Origin of the sequence: Streptomyces sp. NPDC049541, assembly GCF_044465725.1 — a bacterium.
GTDB lineage: Bacteria > Actinomycetota > Actinomycetes > Streptomycetales > Streptomycetaceae > Streptomyces.
In genome coordinates, this window is sequence record NZ_JBITLY010000014.1 from 118123 (window position 1) to 135136 (window position 17014).

Sequence of the window (17014 nt, forward strand, 5' to 3'; positions counted from 1 at the left end):
CCACCTGCGCTGCTCACTCCTGGTAGCGCGGGAGGATCTCGCCGTTCTTGACGTAGGTCAGGGCGGCGGTGACGTCGTAGACATGGATCGCTGAGACGTGCGGTGCCAGCCGGTTGGACAGGTTCTCGATCACGTGGCCGGTGAAGAAGGCGTCCCGTGCCCTGGTGTCGGTGAACCCGAGGCTGACCGAGGCGTGGAAGCGCTGGTCGTGAGGGTTGTCGTGGGCGACGTCCGGGGTGTCCCAGAGCTTTTCGAGCCAGGGCAGGAACGTCTGCGTGCGCAGTTCCTTCAGCACTCCAGTGCGGGCGAGCGCGGGAGCGAGCTGCTCGTTGACGAACTTCCGGAAGGCGCCGGCGCCGACCCCGTGCCTGCGGCGCAGGTAGATCAGCGCGCGGGCACCGACCGTCTGTCCGGGGCCTGCGACGTCGTACCACCGAGAGGAGTTCGGCGGGCCGGCGTAGAGCAGGGTGCGGCGGAACACGTTGATCTCGTCGGCGTAGGCCAGCTTCGTCTGCTTGCGCCCTTTCAGGGGTGCGAGCGCCGATTGGAAGGTGACTTCCGCGACGCCGTCGATCTTTCGGTCTGCAGGGATCGCGGTCTGGACCCCGTCGGTGGTCGGCCACCGGCCCGGGTTGTGCTCGGCGAGGTGGATCTACCGGTACTCCTCCAGGCCCGGGGTGGCGGAGATGATCCCTGAGTGCGGGCCCTTCCAGTGGTCCATGCCGGCCTGGCGGGGCTGGTCGGTGCGCACCCACAGCAGGATCGAGGAGGTGAGGTGCTTCTTCACGTCCAGGGGTGTGACGGCCGGTGACGTGCTCATGGTGTTGCCCTTCTCTTCCTGGTCAGGTGGTGGTCATCGGGCGAGGAACTCGACCGCTACGGGGGCGAACTCCTGGTGGTACTGGAAGATGCCGCCGTGCCCGGAGTCGGGGTAGATGATCACCTTGCTGTCCTTGATGCGACGGTGCAGGTCCTCCGACAGGACCGAGGGCACCATGCGGTCGTTGTCGCCGTTGGCGATCAGGGTGGGCTGCGTGATCGTCGACAGGTCGTCGGGGGCGGAGCGCCCCCACTTCTTGATCGCCTTCAGCTGTGTCTGGAACGCCTTGGTTTTGATGTCCGCGTCGCGGTCGACGGTGCGCTCCTTGAGGCGGTTGACGAACGCGCGCGCGGCGGGCTTGCCGGTTGCGTTGCGGTTGAAGAACAGGAACTCCTTGGGGTCCGAGCGGGTCAGGGTGGCGCGCAGGATGTCCCAGTAGGTGGTTCCGGCGACCTTGTCGATGTCCTTGCCGCCCTTGGGCCCGGTGCCGGTGAGGACGAGCTTGCGGATGAGCTCGGGGTGCTTGACCACCAGGGCCTGGGCGATGAAGCCGCCGAGGGAGAAGGAGAAGACGTCGATCTTGTCGTACCCGAGCGCCTTGATGAAGGTGTAGGCGTCGTCGGCCATCTCCTCGACACTGTCCGGCACCTGGCCGGTGGACGCACCCACACCGCGGTTGTCGAAGGCGATGACGTGACGGCCCTTCGCGATGGGGTCGACGATGCGGGGGTCCCAGTTGTCCAGGGTCGCGGCGAGGTGGACGAAGAAGACGACGGGGATGCCGCCCTTCGGGCCCAGCTCGCGGTAGGCGTAGGTGACGCCACCGGCGCTGACGGTGCGGGCCGGAGCCTTCGCGTAGGAGGTGATGACGCCTTCGTTCGGGGTGTCGGTGCTGCTCATGACGGATTCTCCTCGTGCGTTCTGTGTCGCTGTGTGTTCTGCGTCGACCGTCGCGGTTGCGGCGGGTCAGCTGTTGCCGGTGATGACGGCCTTGCCGCGGATGCCACCCTGGGACAGGGACTGCAGCCCCTGGGGGGTCTGGTCGAAGCCGAACACCGTTCCCACGACCGGACGCACCACGCCCTCGTCGATGAGGGTGGTGATCTGGCGGAGCTGGTCGCCGCTGGCCCGCATGAGCAGGAACTCGTACGTCACGCCGAGGTTCTTGGCCTGCTTGCGGATCTTGCGGCTCAGGGCTGCGACCGCCAGGCGCAGCAGCGGGTTCAGACCGGCCTCGCGGGCGAACGCGGGGTCCGGAGGGCCAGCGATCCCGATGGCCTTGCCGCCGGGCCTGAGCACCCGCAGAGACTTCTCGAGGTTCTCGCCACCGAGGCTGTCCAACACCAGGTCGTAGCCGGTCAGGAGTTGCTCGAAGTCCTGGGTTCGGTAATCGATCACCGTGTCCGCGCCCAGCGCGCGCACGAAGTCCGCGTTGGACCCGCTGGCGGTCGTGGCGACGCTCGCACCGAGGTGCGCGGCGAGCTGGATCGCGATCGAACCGACCCCGCCGGCGCCGGCGTGGATGAGAACCTTCTGCCCGGGCCGCACCTTCCCGCGCTCCACCAGCGCCTGCCAGGCCGTGAGCGCCGCCAGCGGCAGCGAGCCGGCCTCTTCCATGCTGATCGAAGCGGGCTTGAGCGCCAGGTCGCCCTCCGCGACGGCGATGCGTTCGGCGAACGTTCCGATGCGGTCCTGGGCGGGCCGGGCGTAGACCTCGTCTCCGGGCTTGAAGCCGCGAACTGCCGTCCCGACATTGATGACGGTGCCCGCGACGTCGTTTCCCAGGATCAGCGGCAGCTTGTAGGGCAGGATCTGCTTGAACTCACCGGCGCGGATCTTCTCATCCAGCGGGTTCAGCCCGGCGGTCTCCACCCGCACCAGCACGTCGTGCTCCCCCACGGTGGGCTCGGGGACGTCCGCCTCCTGCAGCGGCTCCTTGTACTTGGTGACGACGAACGCTCGCATGGGGCACTACTCCTTGCCTACATCCTATTTATCCAGGTCTGAGACCAGGTTGGTCTCGCCCCGCTCAGTCATCCCGAGTATACTCAACTATGAGCGCACTCAGAATTATTGTCAAGGGAGGCCCCGTGGGTCGCGGCCACATGCCGATCGGGCGCCGCGAGCGGGCCAAACAGGCCAAGCGCGAGCGCATCATGACCGCGGCCCGTGAGCTGCTCGCCGAACACGGCGTCAGCAAGGTCACGACGCAGCAGATTGCCCACCGGGCCGACGTCGCGATCGGCACCCTCTACCTGTACGCGTCCACGAAGGCCGAACTGCTGATCATGGTGCAGAACGAGAAGTTCGCCGCCGCCATCGACGTCGGCCTCGCCGCCGCGAACGACGCCGTCGGGCAGGGCGTACTGGAGCCGGTCGTCGCGCTCATCCGTCCCGTGGTGGAGTGCCTGAGGGAGCACATCGAGAACGGCCGCACATACCTGCACGAACTCGTTTTCGGCGACCCGGCCGAGCCCTACCGGCAAGCGGGTCTAACCCTTGCCGGCCGCCTTGAGGACGGCATCACCGGCCTGCTCACCCGCAACGAGTACATCGGTGCCGCCGAGGCGGCAACGCTGGCGCGGGTGATCACCGCGATCATCCACATCAGCACCACCGCCACCGTGTACCTGCACCGCAGCGACGAAGCCGTCCTCGCCGACATCCGCGACCAGATCCACGCCACCCTGGCACCCCACCACCGCGCCCCATGACCACTTGCTCCACGAGCCAACCATTACCCCCGGGAAGGGGGCACCTCATGAGCACGCACTACGGCGTCGTCGCCGGCCCGAGCGGGTACGTCGCCGCGATCCGCGCCGCGCAACTCGGCAAGGACATCCAGCCCGGCAGTGCGGACAACGGACAGCCGCAAACCCTGTCCATAACGTCGGCTCAAGTGTCCAGCCCGGCAACTCGGGGACCGCGTTGACCGGGCGGGCCAAAGCCAGTGGGGCGGGCAGAGCGAAGGGCGGCACCGGACCTCCTGCGGGATCTTCAGCGTATGTCGGTGCCCCTTCGTACGCGTCCCAGGGAGCGCCGTGTACGGCCCGCCGCGTTGCGTCGGCCTGCTTACGTGGTGGCCGCGGCGTCGGACGAGTCGCGGGCCGCCTGCCTCGCGCGCCGCTGGGCCCGGACACCGGTGCCCGCCTTGTCCTGCTCTTCCCAGTCGGGTTCTGGTCCGGGGTCCTTCGTGGGAACCTTCGTCACTTGCAGGCCAGCCGCCCGTCCGCGCGTGTGCTGGCTGGTGTCGCAGGTCAAGAGCCGGACGTTGCAGGCGGCGAGTGGCTGGATGGCCGCGGCCCGGTCGATGATCTCGTCATCGGTGAGGGGCAGGCGTACATGTCCGGGCGGGTCCAGCACGATCTCCACGTTCACCTCGCCGCTGACCTCGCCTTCCTGTGAGACAAACTCGGTCCGGCGAAGGATCCCGTAGGCGGAGCCGCCCAGGACCTCGTCCAGGAGGCCGAGCGTGTGGGAGGCGCGCCAGCGGGCCCGTTGCTTGCCCGCCTCCTTAAGGCTGTCGAGTTCGTCCACCACCGCGATCGGGAACAGCAGCCGGATGTGTTCGCCCATCGGCAGTCGGAGGACTTTGTGCAGATCGACGTCTGCCAGCTTGTCGGGGTTTTGGATGTAGAAGCTGGAGTCGGCGACCACGAACCACTCGAGGCCGTTCCAGCGGCCTATCTGCGCCTCGAGGGCTGCCTCGGCGGCTTCAAATGCCTGGATGCGTTCGGTGACTTCGAGATCCACCAGTCCGTTGACGAGCCGCTGCTGGTCGGTGCCGGCGAGGGTGCCGCAGGTGCCGAGAAGGGCCTGGTAACGGCGGGTGAAGACGAGGTGGTCGAGGTCCCTGTCGCTGATCTGGGAGCGCAGGACGCGTGCCGCGTCGGTGGCCCATTCCAGGTACCGCAGGAGGCCCTCGAAGGCGCTCCCGGAAGGGCCTCGGAGGTTCTCGGCTTTGACGCGGGTCTCTCGGAGCACGTTGCGGATGTTCTTGCGGTCGGCTCCCAGGCGGGGCGTGATGAGCATGCGCTGATCCTGCCAGTCAGGTCTGACATTGATGCTGGTACTCAGGTTCCGGCGGCCGTGGCTCGGGGTCTGACTGACGCCCTGCTGGGCTGTCCTTGTGCTGTACTGTCCGGCCGCCGGAGCCTGTTCTCATGGCTCCGGCCGGGCGGAACATGACCTGATAGGAGCTTGGCCAGAAGCCCCTTCAATGTCCTGTCTGCGCCACCCGGCCGGTGCCCACCTCCGGTTGGGAAGGCACCATCAGCAAGACATCAGAGGTTGTGGAGGACACCGCGGACCAGGACGTGTTCGATGATGGCGATATTTGAATTTGGCTCTGGCCGCAGTTCAGTGAACCCACGAAGGACGCGTGTGGACAGGCGGTGCGTGAAGTTCAGAGAGCCTCGGGGTGGCCCGTGGCGGCGAACTGATCAATGGCATCGCGAAGTTGCTCAAGGAAGTCGGGCAGGCTAGCGGCCACGGCATAGAACTCGTCGTTCCAGGATGCAGTCCTGGACTTGTGGACCGTGCCGTTGGCCGCGAGAGCGAAGAGGTTGCCGCCGCCGTCGCTCCCGAAGACGATTCCATGATCGCCACTCTCGAGGGGAACCACGCCGTACTCGTCCAGGTGCGCAGTCACGGTAGAGGGCGGGTGGATGAAGTACCCGTTGCCGATGTCGGGCAGAGACACGCTGTCGATCACGGCGAAGAGCGACAGCAGGGCCACACATTCCGACCGGTGGTTCGTCAGGAGGGTGACCGCGGTTTGTGTCTCATCGTCGGTCAGCGCCACCTCGTTGTCCCCCGCGGGGTAGCCGTGCGTCTCCTCGAAGGTTTCCATCAGCTGGCTCACGCCTTGTGAAACCTGTTGACACCACGCATGCAGCCAGGATGAATCGAGACCACGCTCAGGCATGCAGGGGTCCTCTGGAGTCCGTGGGTGCACGCCCCTTGCGTGCGGCCTCACCATCTCATGGGCGGATCAGGATCCGAGTCCGGAGGAGGCTGAACGAGGCCCGGCCATACATCGCTCGTTTGAGCGTTTTGACCCGGTTCACGTTCCCTTCGACAGCACCGGAACTCCACGGCAGCGTGAGTCCGGCAGTGACGGCGTCGAGGTCCTGACGGAGGAATCCGGCGAAGCCCTTCATCGGCTTCGGCGCCTCCTGCTCGGCCTGACGGATCCACTCCATCAGCAGGAATCCGCGCCGGTGACGCACCAGATCCGCGAAGGCCCGGGCGAGGTCGCAGGCCCGGCTGATGTCCGGGCAGACGAGCCGGACCTGAAGGAGGCGCTCGTCCTGGCTTTCGGTGAGCGTCTCCCGGGGCCGCATGATCCACGAGGTGATCTTGCGAGGGCTCGGGATGTCGGCCCGGATCGGTTCGGCGGTGCCCGCGCGGAGGGCGGCGAGGTGTTTGCGGACGACCTGGCGGCTGCCGCGGTAGCCGCTAGCCTGGATCTCCAGGAACAGCCGGGTGCCGCTGACCTGCCCTTGCGCCTCGGTGAAGCGAGCGTTGAGGTTTGCCTTGAAGGGCTCCAGAACGCCGTTGGGGCGGCGGTCGCGGGCGGAGGCCAGCAGCTGGTCGAGGCCGGTGTCGCGAAAGCGGCGCACAGTCTTGCGGTCGAGGTTCAGCCGGCGGGCGATCGCGCTGATCGTCCAGCGTCTCTCCAGCAGGCGGTGGATGTCCTCGTAGCGGTGGCGGGTGCGTTCAATGGTCTGGGTGCGGGGCAGCTCTGCGGGCGCTAACAGCATCGGGGCCATCTCGGGCACCTCGGTCACGGTCTCCTCCTCGGCGCGTTTGCGCAGGCAGTCGCGGTGCTGATGGCAGGTCTTCTCCACCGCGGCGGACAGATTCTGCAGCAGGTGCCAGCGATCCGCGACTTCGAGGGCATTGGGGGCGGCTTCCTTGACTGCCTTGGTGTGGGCAGTGGCCCGGTCCCGGCAGATGATCTCGACTCCGGGATGCTCGGTGAGCCAGGTCGCGAACGTCTCGGAGGTGCGGTCGGGCAGTACGTCCACGACCCGGCCGGACTCGACGTCGACCAGCACGGTGCCGTAGGTGCAGCCCTTTCGGAAGGCGAACTCGTCCACCCCCAGCCGGAGAAGCGCGATCAGATCGCCAACCGCAAGAAGCGCGGCATCCGCGGCGGCCGTCCGCCAAAATTCGACCCGGCCGACTACAAAAGGCGCCACGCGGTGGAGTGCGGCATCAATCGCCTCAAAAGACACCGCGCGGTCGCCACGAGATACGACAAGCTTGCCGTCCGCTACGAAGCAACCGTGCTGGTCGCCGCCATCAACGAGTGGCTGTAAGAAACCGGCCAATGCCGAGAGCCGGTGGGGCCCGACAATCCAGTCGAGAAAGCCTCTGCGAGCTGCCACCCTAGGCAGATGCTGCTCAAGCTGACCGGATCCAGCGGTGCGGGCAAGACCACCCTCGCCTTCGCCGTCGCCGACCGGCTGGACGGGGTCGTGGTGCACGACTTCGACGAAGTCGGCGTCCCGGACCCTCCGATCCCTCCCCACTGGCGCAATCGCATGACCGAGGTGTGGGTGCGCCGCGCGCTGGAGTACCAGGTCCGTGGAATGGACCTGCTGCTGACCGGGAACTCCCCGCTGGGCGAGGTCCTGGCCGCCCCCTCGGCCCCGTCGCTGAACGGGATCGCAGTCTGCCTGATCGACGTCGCCGACCAGGACCGTCGCGAGCGACTCGCCGCTCGCGACGGCGGCCGATGGGACCAGGCCGCCATCGACGCCTTCTGCGGCTGGGCCGCCTGGCACCGCGGGCACGCCCGCGACCCGCGCTTCCGGTCTGACGTCATCATCGACAGGAGCTGGCCGGAGATGGCCTGGCACCGCTGGACCACATGGACCGCCGAAGACCCCCGATGGCGCACCCAGCTGATCGACACCACCGGCCAGTCGCTCGCGACATCCGTGAACCAGGTCGAGCGATGGGTCACCGAACAGCGCGAGGCACGCCGGTCAGGCCGACTGGCCCTGACCCACCGCTGGACAGACGAGACACACCGCCCAACCGACCACGGTGCTTGATCCACTTCTGAAACACGCCCTAGGTGCAATGCCGTTGGCCCTAGGTGAGCTCTATCAGGCACTCGCGCCGGGACCTGAATCCGACGGTCCTGCACGAGAAGGTGACGGCAAGGGCACGGCGTGCAGCGTTGGCCGCTCTGGCAGATCGGTCGTGCCGGATCGTCGTCTGCGTCGACATGCTCGGTGAAGGCTTCGATTTGCCAGCCCTGAAGATCGCCGCGCTGCACGACGTGAAGAAGAGCCTGAGCCCGATGATCCAAGTTCATCGGGCGGTTCACCCGATCCACTTCCGCGGGCTCGACGATCGGAACCGCCTCGGTGTTCGAGGCCCGTGATCCGTCGGTAGCGCTGTCGCCGCTACGTGAACTGCTGCGCGAAGACGCTGCCTGGGGCACGATCCTGCACGACATCACCGAACGTGCCACGGCAAGCGTGGAGGAGATCAGCGACTTCGAGGCGTCCTTCACAGATACCCGTTCGGCGAACACCTCGCCGATGTCCGCTCCCTGCCCGGACAGCCCGGCGGCGCGCCGCGGCCAGAGGGCGGGGTCACCGGGCGGCCCGCCGGGCCAGGCGCAGGCCAGGTCCATCAACAACTGCCAGGGCTCGGCCAGGTCGTCATCGGCGGCGCGCCAGGCAACCGGCAGGGAGTAAGGGGCGTTGACCCGCCGGACGGCCGCCTCGTCGTCCCACTGGTTCTTGACTGCCTCGGCCAGCTGCCCGGCGATCGCGCCGAGTTCTACGGCCGTAGCGTCGGCACGGTCGGCGCGGAACGCCGCCCAGGCGATGTACGCCGACGCAAGGCTCAGCAACACCGATGCAACGGTCGCGGCAGTACCGAGATGAAAACGCTGGGCCAATGCCAGCGCTCCGGCCGCCCCCAGTACGACCAACACAAGGTATCGCACACCTGTTCGCTGTCACTCTCGACGTAGTCCCCCGCGCCTCACGGCTAGTTATCGTGTCGCATCCGGCCACGGTTGCGCATGGGATGAGCGCAGTTCAGTGCAAGTCCAGAAGCCGTCTCTCAACTTCCTTCGACAGGTGACAGCTTGTGACGCAGATTGGTCACTTGCGCGACGAACGGGGTGGCGGCGGTGGACAGCGCAGTGAACGACAGCCAGGGCTTCACCGGTTCGCGCCCGCGCGGGAACCGGTGGAACCGCGGTGATGGCTGGGCAAACGCGCCGCAGGGAGACTATTGATCTTTAACTCGGCTGGTCGGGTAGGGGATGGAGTGGAACTCCCTGACTTCATCCTTGCCGCCCTTTCGGATGCCCTCAATACTGCACAGGTGGTGGCTTAAGTCCGTACCGGCGGGCCACCTTTGCCGCCTGATCAAGGACGGACAGCCCATCATTCCGGGTCGCCGAGTGCGTTGCCCGCTTCAGGTCGCCGACACCACGGTGGGCCAGGCCCAACTTCCGGTGGGCGACCGACCAGTCCTCCATATGGAGCCCGGATACTTCCTCCCCCGCGTGGGCAGCAACGTGGTACTCGATCGGCGTCACTGCAAAGAGGGGGACTCGGGTGGCGGACGATGACGACCCGCCGACGGGGTGGGACGAGGGTGAGTGCCGGATGTGGGAGGCCTACCGGCGCGGCGAGTGGTGCGAGGGTGTGCCGGAGGTACGGGGAGAGGCCGTGCGCCAGCTGTTGCTGATCACTCCGCCCCCGCGCTCGGGCCACCTCGCCCGGCTCCGGCTGCGGGGCGTGCGGATACGCGGGGAGCTGGACCTGTCCGAGGGCGTCGTACGCGGGGCCGTACGCCTGCGACGGTGCCGACTCGACGGGGCGCCGCGCCTGGACGGCGCACAGTTGGAGGCGCTCGAACTCGACGAGTGCCGGCTGCCCGGGCTGCGGGCGCACAGCGTGCGGGTTGCCCAGGAGTTCAAGGTCACCCGCTGCACGGCGAACGGGACACTGGACCTGCGCTCGCTGACCGTCGGCACCCATCTCTCCCTCGACGGCACCAAGGTCCGCCCCGGCCCCGGGGAATCCGCCATCGACGCCCGGTCCGTCGCCGTGGACGAATCCCTGTCGGCAACCGGTCTGGAATGCGCAGGCACCTTCTACCTGACCAATGCCCGCGTGCAGGACCTGCTCATACTCCGGGGAGCGACGATCAGCACCCCCAGGGGAAATCTCCAGATGTCCGAACTCACCGTCGGCGGCGGCCTGTACATGGGTCGCGGCTTCTCCTGCGCTGGAACGGTCAACCTCTGCGGGGCCTCGATCGGGGCGTCGCTGGAGCTCCTCGACGCGACCCTCACGGGCCCGGGCTTGGACGCGGGCGACTACGCCCTTCATCTGGGCTGCGCCCAGGTCGGAGGCGATATCCAGGCCGAGCGGGGGCTCGTCGTCGACGGCCCGATCACCCTCGCGGACACCTCGATACGCGGCAGCGTCGTCCTCAAGGGCGCCCGCCTGAACCACCCTGAGGGTACGGCGCTCACGGCGGCCCGCGCACACATAGGCGGCGACCTCGACTGCCGCAACGGCCTGTCCGTGCACGGCACCGTCGACCTGTGCGACGCTCGAATCGGCGGCTCGCTCCTGCTGGACGGGGCCGAACTGACGGCACCCGGGAGCGACTCGAGCGCCCTGAGCGCCAATGGGATCGACGTGGGCGGGGTGGCACACTTCGGTCGCGGCCTTACCGCTCACGGCAGCATCGGCATCAGTAATGCCACCGTCCGCAGTTACGTGTCCTTTCACGGAGCGATCCTGGACGCAGCCGGAGCAGAGGAGGCCCTCGCCTGCCGGGGCACGACGGCGGCTGAACTGACCCTGCAGTTCGCGCAGTCGCCCAAGGGACACGTTGCCCTCAGCCGAACCAAAGTGACGCTGATCCGGGACAATCCTGCCCACTGGCCGACATCCCTCAGAGTAGACGGCACCGTGTACGACATGCTGCGTCCCACCCTGCCCGCCGCGGAACGCCTCCCCTGGTTGATGCGGGACCCGGAGGGTTTCAAGCCCCAGCCCTACGAGCAACTGGCCGCTGTCTACCAACGCCACGGCCGGGACGCCGACGCCCGGACCGTCCTGGTCGTCAAGCAGCGCAGCCTGCGGCCAACCCTCGCCTTCCCCGCCCGGCTGTGGAGCCTGCTGCAGGACGCAGCGGTGGGTTACGGATACCGCCCGCTGCGAGCCGTATGGCTGTTGGCGTGCCTGCTGACTACCGGCTCCGCACTTTTCGCGACGTGGCACCCCGAACCCGTGGGCGGCGGACCCTATCCGCGCTTCCAGCCCGTCATCTACACCCTCGATCTCCTACTGCCACTCGTCGACCTCGGCCAGGAGCGGGCATACGAGCCGTCCGGGGCCATGCAGTGGGTGGGGATCATCCTCATCGGCACCGGCTGGCTGCTGGCCACCACCGTCGCGGCCGGCGCAGGACGAGTCCTGCGGAGAACCTGAATCGATGGTCACCGCACTTCCATGCGATGAATCCACCCCGGCCCTCCCCCAAGAGCCAGCGCTACGCCTGGCTGCGCGACCCGTTGAACCACACACATCTCTCCGTGCTCGAGGAGAACTGACCAGGCAGCCTCAAGGAACAGCCCGGATACCGCGTACCGAGTGACGCCCCGGGGTGGCGGGCACGCGGTCTGTTGCTGGAGTGCGCGTGCCCACCGTGGGAGCGTCGCGGGGGCTCTGTGCTCTCCGCGTCATCGCCCCGACCGGGACATCGGGTCAGGAGAGGTCGAACCGATCGAGGTTCATCACCTTGTCCCACGCGGCCACGAAGTCACGCACGAACTTCTCTCCCGCGTCCTGGCACGCGTAGACCTCCGAGACGGCCCGAAGTTGGGAGTTCGAACCGAGGATGAGGTCGACCGCGGTGGCGGTCCACTTGAGGTCGCCCGTGGCGCGGTCCCGGCCTTCGAACACGTTCTCGTCCGAAGTCGATGTCTGCCACTGAGTGCTCATGTCGAGCAGGTTGACGAAGAAGTCGTTGGTCAGTGTCTCCGGCCGGTGCGTGAAGACGCCGTGCGGGGATCGCTGGAAGCCGGTGTTCAGGACCCGCATGCCGCCGATCAGCACCGTCATCTCGGGAGCGGTCAGCGTCAGCAGGTTGGCGCGGTCCAGCAGGAGGGTCTCCGGCGACAACTTCTCTCCCGTCCGGAGGTAGTTGCGGAATCCGTCGGCCCTGGGTTCGAGCACCGCGAACGACTCCACGTCGGTCTGTTCCTGCGAGGCGTCCGTGCGCCCCGGTGCGAACGGGACCGTGATGTCGTACCCGGCGTTCTTCGCGGCCTGCTCGACGGCCGCGCACCCGCCCAGGACGATCAGGTCGGCGAGCGAGACCTTCGTTCCGCCAGCATGCGAGAGGTTGAAGTCCTGCTGGATCTGCTCCAGCTTCTGCAACGCCTCGGCCACCTCGGGCAGGTGGTTGACTTCCCAGTCCCGCTGCGGTGCGAGCCGAAGCCGTGCCCCGTTGGCCCCGCCACGCTTGTCGGTGCCGCGGAAGCTCGCCGCCGCCGCCCAAGCGGTGGTGACCAGCTGGGAGATGGACAGTCCCGAAGCGACGATCCTGGTCTTGAGGGCGGCGATGTCCTCGTCTGTGACGAGTTCGTGATCGACCTCGGGGACGGGATCCTGCCACAGTTGCGGCTCGGGAACCCACGGGCCGAGGTAGCGCGCGACGGGTCCCATGTCGCGGTGCAGCAGCTTGTACCACGCTTTGGCGAACGCCTCCGCGAGTTTGTCCGGGTTCTCGTGGAAGCTCTTCGCGATCGGGCCGTAGACCGGATCCAGCTTCAGCGCGAGGTCCGTCGTCAGCATCATGGGAGCGTGCCTCTTCGACGGATCATGAGCGTCGGGCACCGTGTCCTTGGCCGAAGGGTCCGTGGGAGTCCACTGTTTGGCACCGGCGGGGCTCGTCGTCAGCTCCCAGTCGTACCGGAACAGGTTGTCCAGGTACCCGTTGTCCCACCTCGTCGGCTCGGTGGTCCATGCGCCCTCGAGCCCACTGGTGAGCGCGTCGGCGCCCTTGCCACTGCCGTACATGTTCCGCCAGCCGAGGCCTTGCTGCTCGACAGGGCACGCCTCGGGTTCCGGACCGATGTACGCGGGATCGACGGCGCCATGACACTTGCCGAAGGTGTGACCGCCGACGATGAGTGCGACCGTCTCCTCGTCGTTCATCGCCATGCGCCCGAATGTCTCGCGAACGTCCCGGGCGGCGGCGATCGGATCCGGGTTGCCGTTGGGCCCCTCCGGATTGACGTAGATCAGTCCCATCTGCACCGCACCGAAAGGCGTGGCGAGTTCCCGGTCGCCGCTGTAACGCTCATCTCCGAGCCAGGTGTCCTCAGGCCCCCAGAAGATTTCCTCGGGTTCCCAGATATCCTCTCGCCCGAAGCCGAACCCGAACGTCTTGAACCCCATTGACTCCATCGCGCAGTTGCCGGCGAAAACCAGGAGGTCGGCCCAGGAGATTTTCCGGCCGTACTTCTGCTTGACCGGCCAGAGCAAACGGCGCGCCTTGTCGAGACTCGCGTTGTCCGGCCAGCTGTTGAGGGGGGCAAAGCGCTGAGCGCCGCTGCCGCCACCGCCCCGGCCGTCGGCGATCCGGTACGTACCCGCCGCGTGCCAGCTCATCCGGATGAAGAGCGGCCCGTAGTGCCCGTAGTCGGCAGGCCACCAGTCCTGCGACGTCGTCATCACCTCGAAGACGTCCCGTTTCAGCGCGTCCAGGTCGAGGGTCGCGAACTCTTTCGCGTAGTCGAAGTCCTCGTCCATCGGATTGGAGCGGGACGAGTGCTGGTGGAGAATCTGAAGGTCCAGCTGATTCGGCCACCAGTCCCGGTTTGTCCTGGGCCGAGTCGGCGTGGGGGTCGGTGAGGGGATTGCTGGGTTCTCGCTTTCACTGCCGGACACGTCCGTCCTTCTTTCTGTCTCGGTGTTTCCACCCGCAATGCCGATGATGGTGATGTGTCGGCGTCCGTATGGTTGCGCACCGCACGCTGCACCGCTACGAAACACGCAGAGCACCCCGCATGACAGACGTGCGATTAGCGGCTGCTTTCTCCCCCGGCCTTCTGGCGCAAACTGAATCCGGGTTCCCGGATATTCTGACCGCAAACCGTCGGAGAAGTGTCCGGGAGCTCACGCCGGCGCCCTCACGTCGGGGCTCCCGGGCCGGTCGCCTCCTCGTCAGGGGGCGTCGCCACGTCGGGCCGGTGCCGGGACGGGCTGCTGGACGGCCTTGGGCAGGGCCTGTTCGGCCCAGATCACCTTGCCCTGCGGGGTGTACCGGGTGCCCCAGCGCTCAGCCATCTGCGACACCAGGAACAGGCCCCGGCCGCCCTCGTCCGTGGTCGCGGCGTACCGCAGATGCGGTGAGGTGCTGCTGCCGTCGGACACCTCGCAGATCAGCATACGGTCGCGGATCAGCCGTACGTGAAACGGCTCGGCGCCATAGCGGATGGCGTCGGTGATGAGCTCACTCAGGACGAGCTCCGTCGTGAAACCGAGTTCTGACAGGCCCCAGGCCTCGAGCTTCTCGGACACAGCGTCGCGCATCCCCGCGACCGCCGCCGGGTCCGGCGGTACATCCCAGTCGGCGATCCGGTCGGGCGGCAGTTCCCGCGTGCGGGCGACGAGCAGGGCGACGTCGTCCTTGGGGCGCTCGGGGAGCAAGCTGTCCAGGACGTCCTGGCAGGTCTCCTCGGGCGGCCGTCCGGGGTGGCCCGTCAGCGCGTCGCGCAGCAGTTCCATTCCCAGATCCAGGTCGCGCCTGCGATCCTCGATGAGGCCGTCGGTGTACAGGACGAGCTGGGTTCCCTCCGCGAGGCACAGCTCCGCGGTCTGGAACGGCATGCCGCCGAGGCCGAGAGGCGGGCCGGCCGGCACGTCCGGAAAGGTGACGGTTCCGTCGGGCTGGACCAGTGCGGGCGCCAGATGCCCCGCACACGCCGTGACGTAGCTGCGCGTCACGGGGTCGTAGATCCCGTACAGGCAGGTGGCGCCCACGAGGCCTGCGGCGCTCTCGGCCCCCTCGTTCTGGTCGATGCGGCCGACCAGGTCGTCCAGATGGCTCAGCAGCTCGTCGGGCGGCAGATCGAGGGCGGAGAAGTTGTGCACCGGGCGCGGCCGCCGACGCGGGCGGTACGGCTCTCATGGCCACGGTCATCGGCGCTCCACTCGGCGCGGCCCTCGACGTCGCGGGCACCGGTCTGGCCGTCGCCGGCTCCGCGACCGTCGTCGGGGCGGTGGCAGCGCCGAACATCGCGTACGCGGTGCAGAACGGCCACGGCGGGGGTGGTGGGGGCGATTCCACCTCCGAGAGCGGGTCGAGCGCACGGGACGCGGGTGCCGAGAAACTCCTCAAGGAACACCTGGGCTCGAAGAAACAGGAGCTGCTGACCGAGGAGAACTCCTACAAGTCGCTGGAGGGCGGTCCGGACGACACCACGGTCGAGATCAACCCGGAGAGGAACGGAAAGAACGACCAGGGCGAGACGAACCCGGACATCAGACTTCTGGACCGCCAAGGGAACGTCGTCGGCTATCGCGAGGTCAAGACGATCGAGAACCCGAACAAGAACGCCTTCATGAGGCAGTTGTCGAAGGCCACCCGGGTGCTACTTCTCGCCGGGGTGTTCGTTCAGCAGTCGTCGGATGGCGGTGATGTCGTCTTGGCCGAGCAGGCGCTCGGTGGCGAGGACCCGGTACCAGATCAGGCCGAACACCAGGTCGGCGGCGAAGGCTGCCGTCAGGTGAGCGGGCTTGTCGCCGCGGGCTGCGGCGCGCTCGACGATGGTCTCGAGCGCGGCCCTGCGTTTGATCAGGAAGCCGTCCTGGAAGCGGCGCCGGAAGTCTGCGTCGCGTTGCGCCTCGGCCATCAAGGAACGCAGGACGGGGACCACTCCTGGGAAGGCCATCAGGGCGGCGGAGTCACGCAGGAAGGCGTCCAACTCCGCGTCGAATGAACCCTGGTCCGCAGTTGAGACCTTCAGATCTGCCTTGAGCGCCAGGGCTTCGAGCAGGACGTCCGCCTTTGTGGGCCACCAGCGGTACACGGTCTGCTTGCCTGCCCCGGCGCGGGCGGCGATGCCCTCGATGGTGAGGTCTGGGAAGCCGACCTCGGTCGTGAGCTCGTAGGCCGCAGTGAGGATCGCGAGCTTCGTCTGCTCGCTCCGCTTGCGGCCGCGGGCGGGTGTCGTAGCGCCGGTCATGCGGGGCAGCCTAACCCATTATCGAGACGTCACGTCTAGGAATAGTGTTACGCTCATTCGAGACGCTACGTCTCGGAATAAGGAGTGAGCATGACCACTGCACTCGTGATTGGCGGCACGTCGGGGGTCGGCCTGGCGGTCGCCCGACAACTCGCCAGTCGAGGACACGCGGTCCACATCGCCGGACGAAACACAGAGCGGCTCAACCGGGCAACCGCTGCCGTCGACGGAGACGTCCACGGGCACGTTCTCGACGCCGCCGACGCGGAGGCGGTCGCCACGCTCGCGGCGAAGATCGCCCCGATCCGCCACCTCGTCATCACCCTGGCCGGGAAGGGCGGCGCCGGCCCGCTCGGCGACTTGCCGCTCGATGGCCTGCGGCAAGCGTTCGAGGAGAAGTACTGGCCTACCGTCACCGCACTCCAGGCCTCGCTCGCTCACCTCAGCGCGGACGCCTCGATCACCCTCGTCGGAGCCGTCACAGCGAGGGCTGCCCTGCCCGGCACAGCCGGCATTGGCTCGCTCAACGCCGCCGTCGAAGGGCTCGTCCAACCGCTCGCCGCCGAACTGGCACCGATCCGGGTCAACGCCGTCTCGCCGGGATACGTCGACACGCCGTGGTGGGACGGACTCGCCGCCGGGGACCGATCCGCGTTCTTCAAGCAGGCGGCCAACGCCCTGCCCACCAAGCGCATAGCCACCGCCCCGGATGTCGCCGAGGCCATCGTGCTGCTGGCCACGAACCCCAACATCACCGGAACCGTCATCGAAACAGACGGCGGCGCACGCCTCACCGCCTGAGGCTTCTTCACCATTGCCCAGCCGCCGCACCGTCGTGACACGGAACGGCTTCGGCGAGCAAGTGATGGCCTGCACGCAGAACGGGGTCGCGAACCGCTATTCGCGACCCAGTTCTGCGCCGCCTGTCGGCGTACAGG

General features: G+C 67.6%; 16 protein-coding genes and 1 pseudogene. 7 read left to right on the forward strand and 10 right to left on the reverse strand.

Annotation, left to right across the window (positions count from 1 at the left end):
* Positions 1-13: 13 nt before the first annotated feature.
* From ACIBW9_RS37140 to ACIBW9_RS37155, 4 genes are all read right to left on the reverse strand, one after another.
* Positions 14-481 (reverse strand): hypothetical protein, encoded by a 468-nt coding sequence (locus ACIBW9_RS37140; protein WP_398961608.1) that lies wholly within the window; start codon positions 479-481, stop codon positions 14-16.
* A 171-nt stretch (positions 482-652) separates the two neighbouring features.
* Positions 653-820 carry a hypothetical protein gene (locus tag ACIBW9_RS37145; protein ID WP_398961610.1) on the reverse strand — a complete coding sequence of 56 codons (168 nt, stop codon included), beginning with the start codon at positions 818-820 and terminating at the stop codon, positions 653-655.
* A gap of 33 nt (positions 821-853) precedes the next feature.
* The gene (locus tag ACIBW9_RS37150; RefSeq protein ID WP_398961612.1) at positions 854-1720 is read right to left on the reverse strand and encodes an alpha/beta fold hydrolase; all 867 of its coding nucleotides are present in this window, start codon (positions 1718-1720) and stop codon (positions 854-856) included.
* A gap of 66 nt (positions 1721-1786) precedes the next feature.
* A complete protein-coding gene (locus tag ACIBW9_RS37155; RefSeq protein WP_398961614.1) occupies positions 1787-2785 on the reverse strand; it encodes an NADP-dependent oxidoreductase in 999 nt (332 codons plus the stop codon).
* 125 nt (positions 2786-2910) lie between these two features.
* On the opposite strand from ACIBW9_RS37155, the gene ACIBW9_RS37160 reads away from it, so the two are divergent.
* Together ACIBW9_RS37160 and ACIBW9_RS37165 are read left to right on the forward strand one after the other, a co-directional pair.
* Positions 2911-3534, forward strand: a complete 624-nt coding sequence (locus ACIBW9_RS37160) for a TetR/AcrR family transcriptional regulator (protein ID WP_398961615.1) — start codon at positions 2911-2913, stop codon at positions 3532-3534.
* Between the two features lie 47 nt (positions 3535-3581).
* Positions 3582-3752, forward strand: coding sequence for a hypothetical protein (locus ACIBW9_RS37165; protein WP_398961616.1), 171 nt, complete (start codon positions 3582-3584; stop codon positions 3750-3752).
* A 140-nt stretch (positions 3753-3892) separates the two neighbouring features.
* Here ACIBW9_RS37165 and ACIBW9_RS37170 read toward each other — a convergent pair whose 3' ends face one another.
* The 3 genes from ACIBW9_RS37170 to ACIBW9_RS37180 all read right to left on the reverse strand — a co-directional run bounded on the left by ACIBW9_RS37170 (position 3893) and on the right by ACIBW9_RS37180 (position 7215).
* Positions 3893-4852, reverse strand: coding sequence for a PIN domain-containing protein (locus ACIBW9_RS37170; protein WP_398961618.1), 960 nt, complete (start codon positions 4850-4852; stop codon positions 3893-3895).
* Between the two features lie 373 nt (positions 4853-5225).
* Positions 5226-5684, reverse strand: a complete 459-nt coding sequence (locus ACIBW9_RS37175; protein ID WP_398961620.1) for a hypothetical protein — start codon at positions 5682-5684, stop codon at positions 5226-5228.
* 118 nt (positions 5685-5802) lie between these two features.
* Positions 5803-7215: an ISL3 family transposase gene (locus ACIBW9_RS37180; RefSeq protein WP_398961623.1), complete on the reverse strand. Its 1413-nt coding sequence runs from the start codon at positions 7213-7215 to the stop codon at positions 5803-5805.
* A gap of 9 nt (positions 7216-7224) precedes the next feature.
* Here ACIBW9_RS37180 and ACIBW9_RS37185 point away from each other — a divergent pair, with 9 nt between their 5' ends.
* The 4 genes from ACIBW9_RS37185 (at position 7225) to ACIBW9_RS37200 (ending at position 11310) form a co-directional block, all read left to right on the forward strand.
* Positions 7225-7887 carry a hypothetical protein gene (locus ACIBW9_RS37185; protein ID WP_398961626.1) on the forward strand — a complete coding sequence of 221 codons (663 nt, stop codon included), beginning with the start codon at positions 7225-7227 and terminating at the stop codon, positions 7885-7887.
* 44 nt (positions 7888-7931) lie between these two features.
* Complete coding sequence (locus ACIBW9_RS37190; protein WP_398961629.1) at positions 7932-8222, forward strand: helicase-related protein; 291 nt, start codon at positions 7932-7934, stop codon at positions 8220-8222.
* On the forward strand, positions 8206-8541 hold the full coding sequence (locus ACIBW9_RS37195; RefSeq protein WP_398961631.1) for a hypothetical protein: 336 nt from the start codon (positions 8206-8208) through the stop codon (positions 8539-8541). The genes ACIBW9_RS37190 and ACIBW9_RS37195 overlap by 17 nt, the downstream gene beginning before the upstream one ends.
* Before the next feature lie 876 nt (positions 8542-9417).
* Positions 9418-11310, forward strand: a complete 1893-nt coding sequence (locus ACIBW9_RS37200; RefSeq protein ID WP_398961633.1) for a hypothetical protein — start codon at positions 9418-9420, stop codon at positions 11308-11310.
* A 276-nt stretch (positions 11311-11586) separates the two neighbouring features.
* Here the strand turns inward: ACIBW9_RS37200 and katG are convergent, their stop codons facing one another.
* From katG to ACIBW9_RS37215, 3 genes and pseudogenes are all read right to left on the reverse strand, one after another.
* Positions 11587-13776, reverse strand: coding sequence for a catalase/peroxidase HPI (gene katG / locus ACIBW9_RS37205; RefSeq protein ID WP_398961773.1), 2190 nt, complete (start codon positions 13774-13776; stop codon positions 11587-11589).
* Between the two features lie 276 nt (positions 13777-14052).
* Positions 14053-14982 (reverse strand): annotated as a pseudogene (locus ACIBW9_RS37210) (SpoIIE family protein phosphatase); the annotation flags it as partial.
* Between the two features lie 500 nt (positions 14983-15482).
* Positions 15483-16076, reverse strand: coding sequence for a TetR/AcrR family transcriptional regulator (locus tag ACIBW9_RS37215; protein WP_398961636.1), 594 nt, complete (start codon positions 16074-16076; stop codon positions 15483-15485).
* Between the two features lie 90 nt (positions 16077-16166).
* On the opposite strand from ACIBW9_RS37215, the gene ACIBW9_RS37220 reads away from it, so the two are divergent.
* Positions 16167-16877, forward strand: a complete 711-nt coding sequence (locus ACIBW9_RS37220; protein WP_398961639.1) for an SDR family oxidoreductase — start codon at positions 16167-16169, stop codon at positions 16875-16877.
* The last annotated feature ends 137 nt before the right edge of the window (positions 16878-17014 follow it).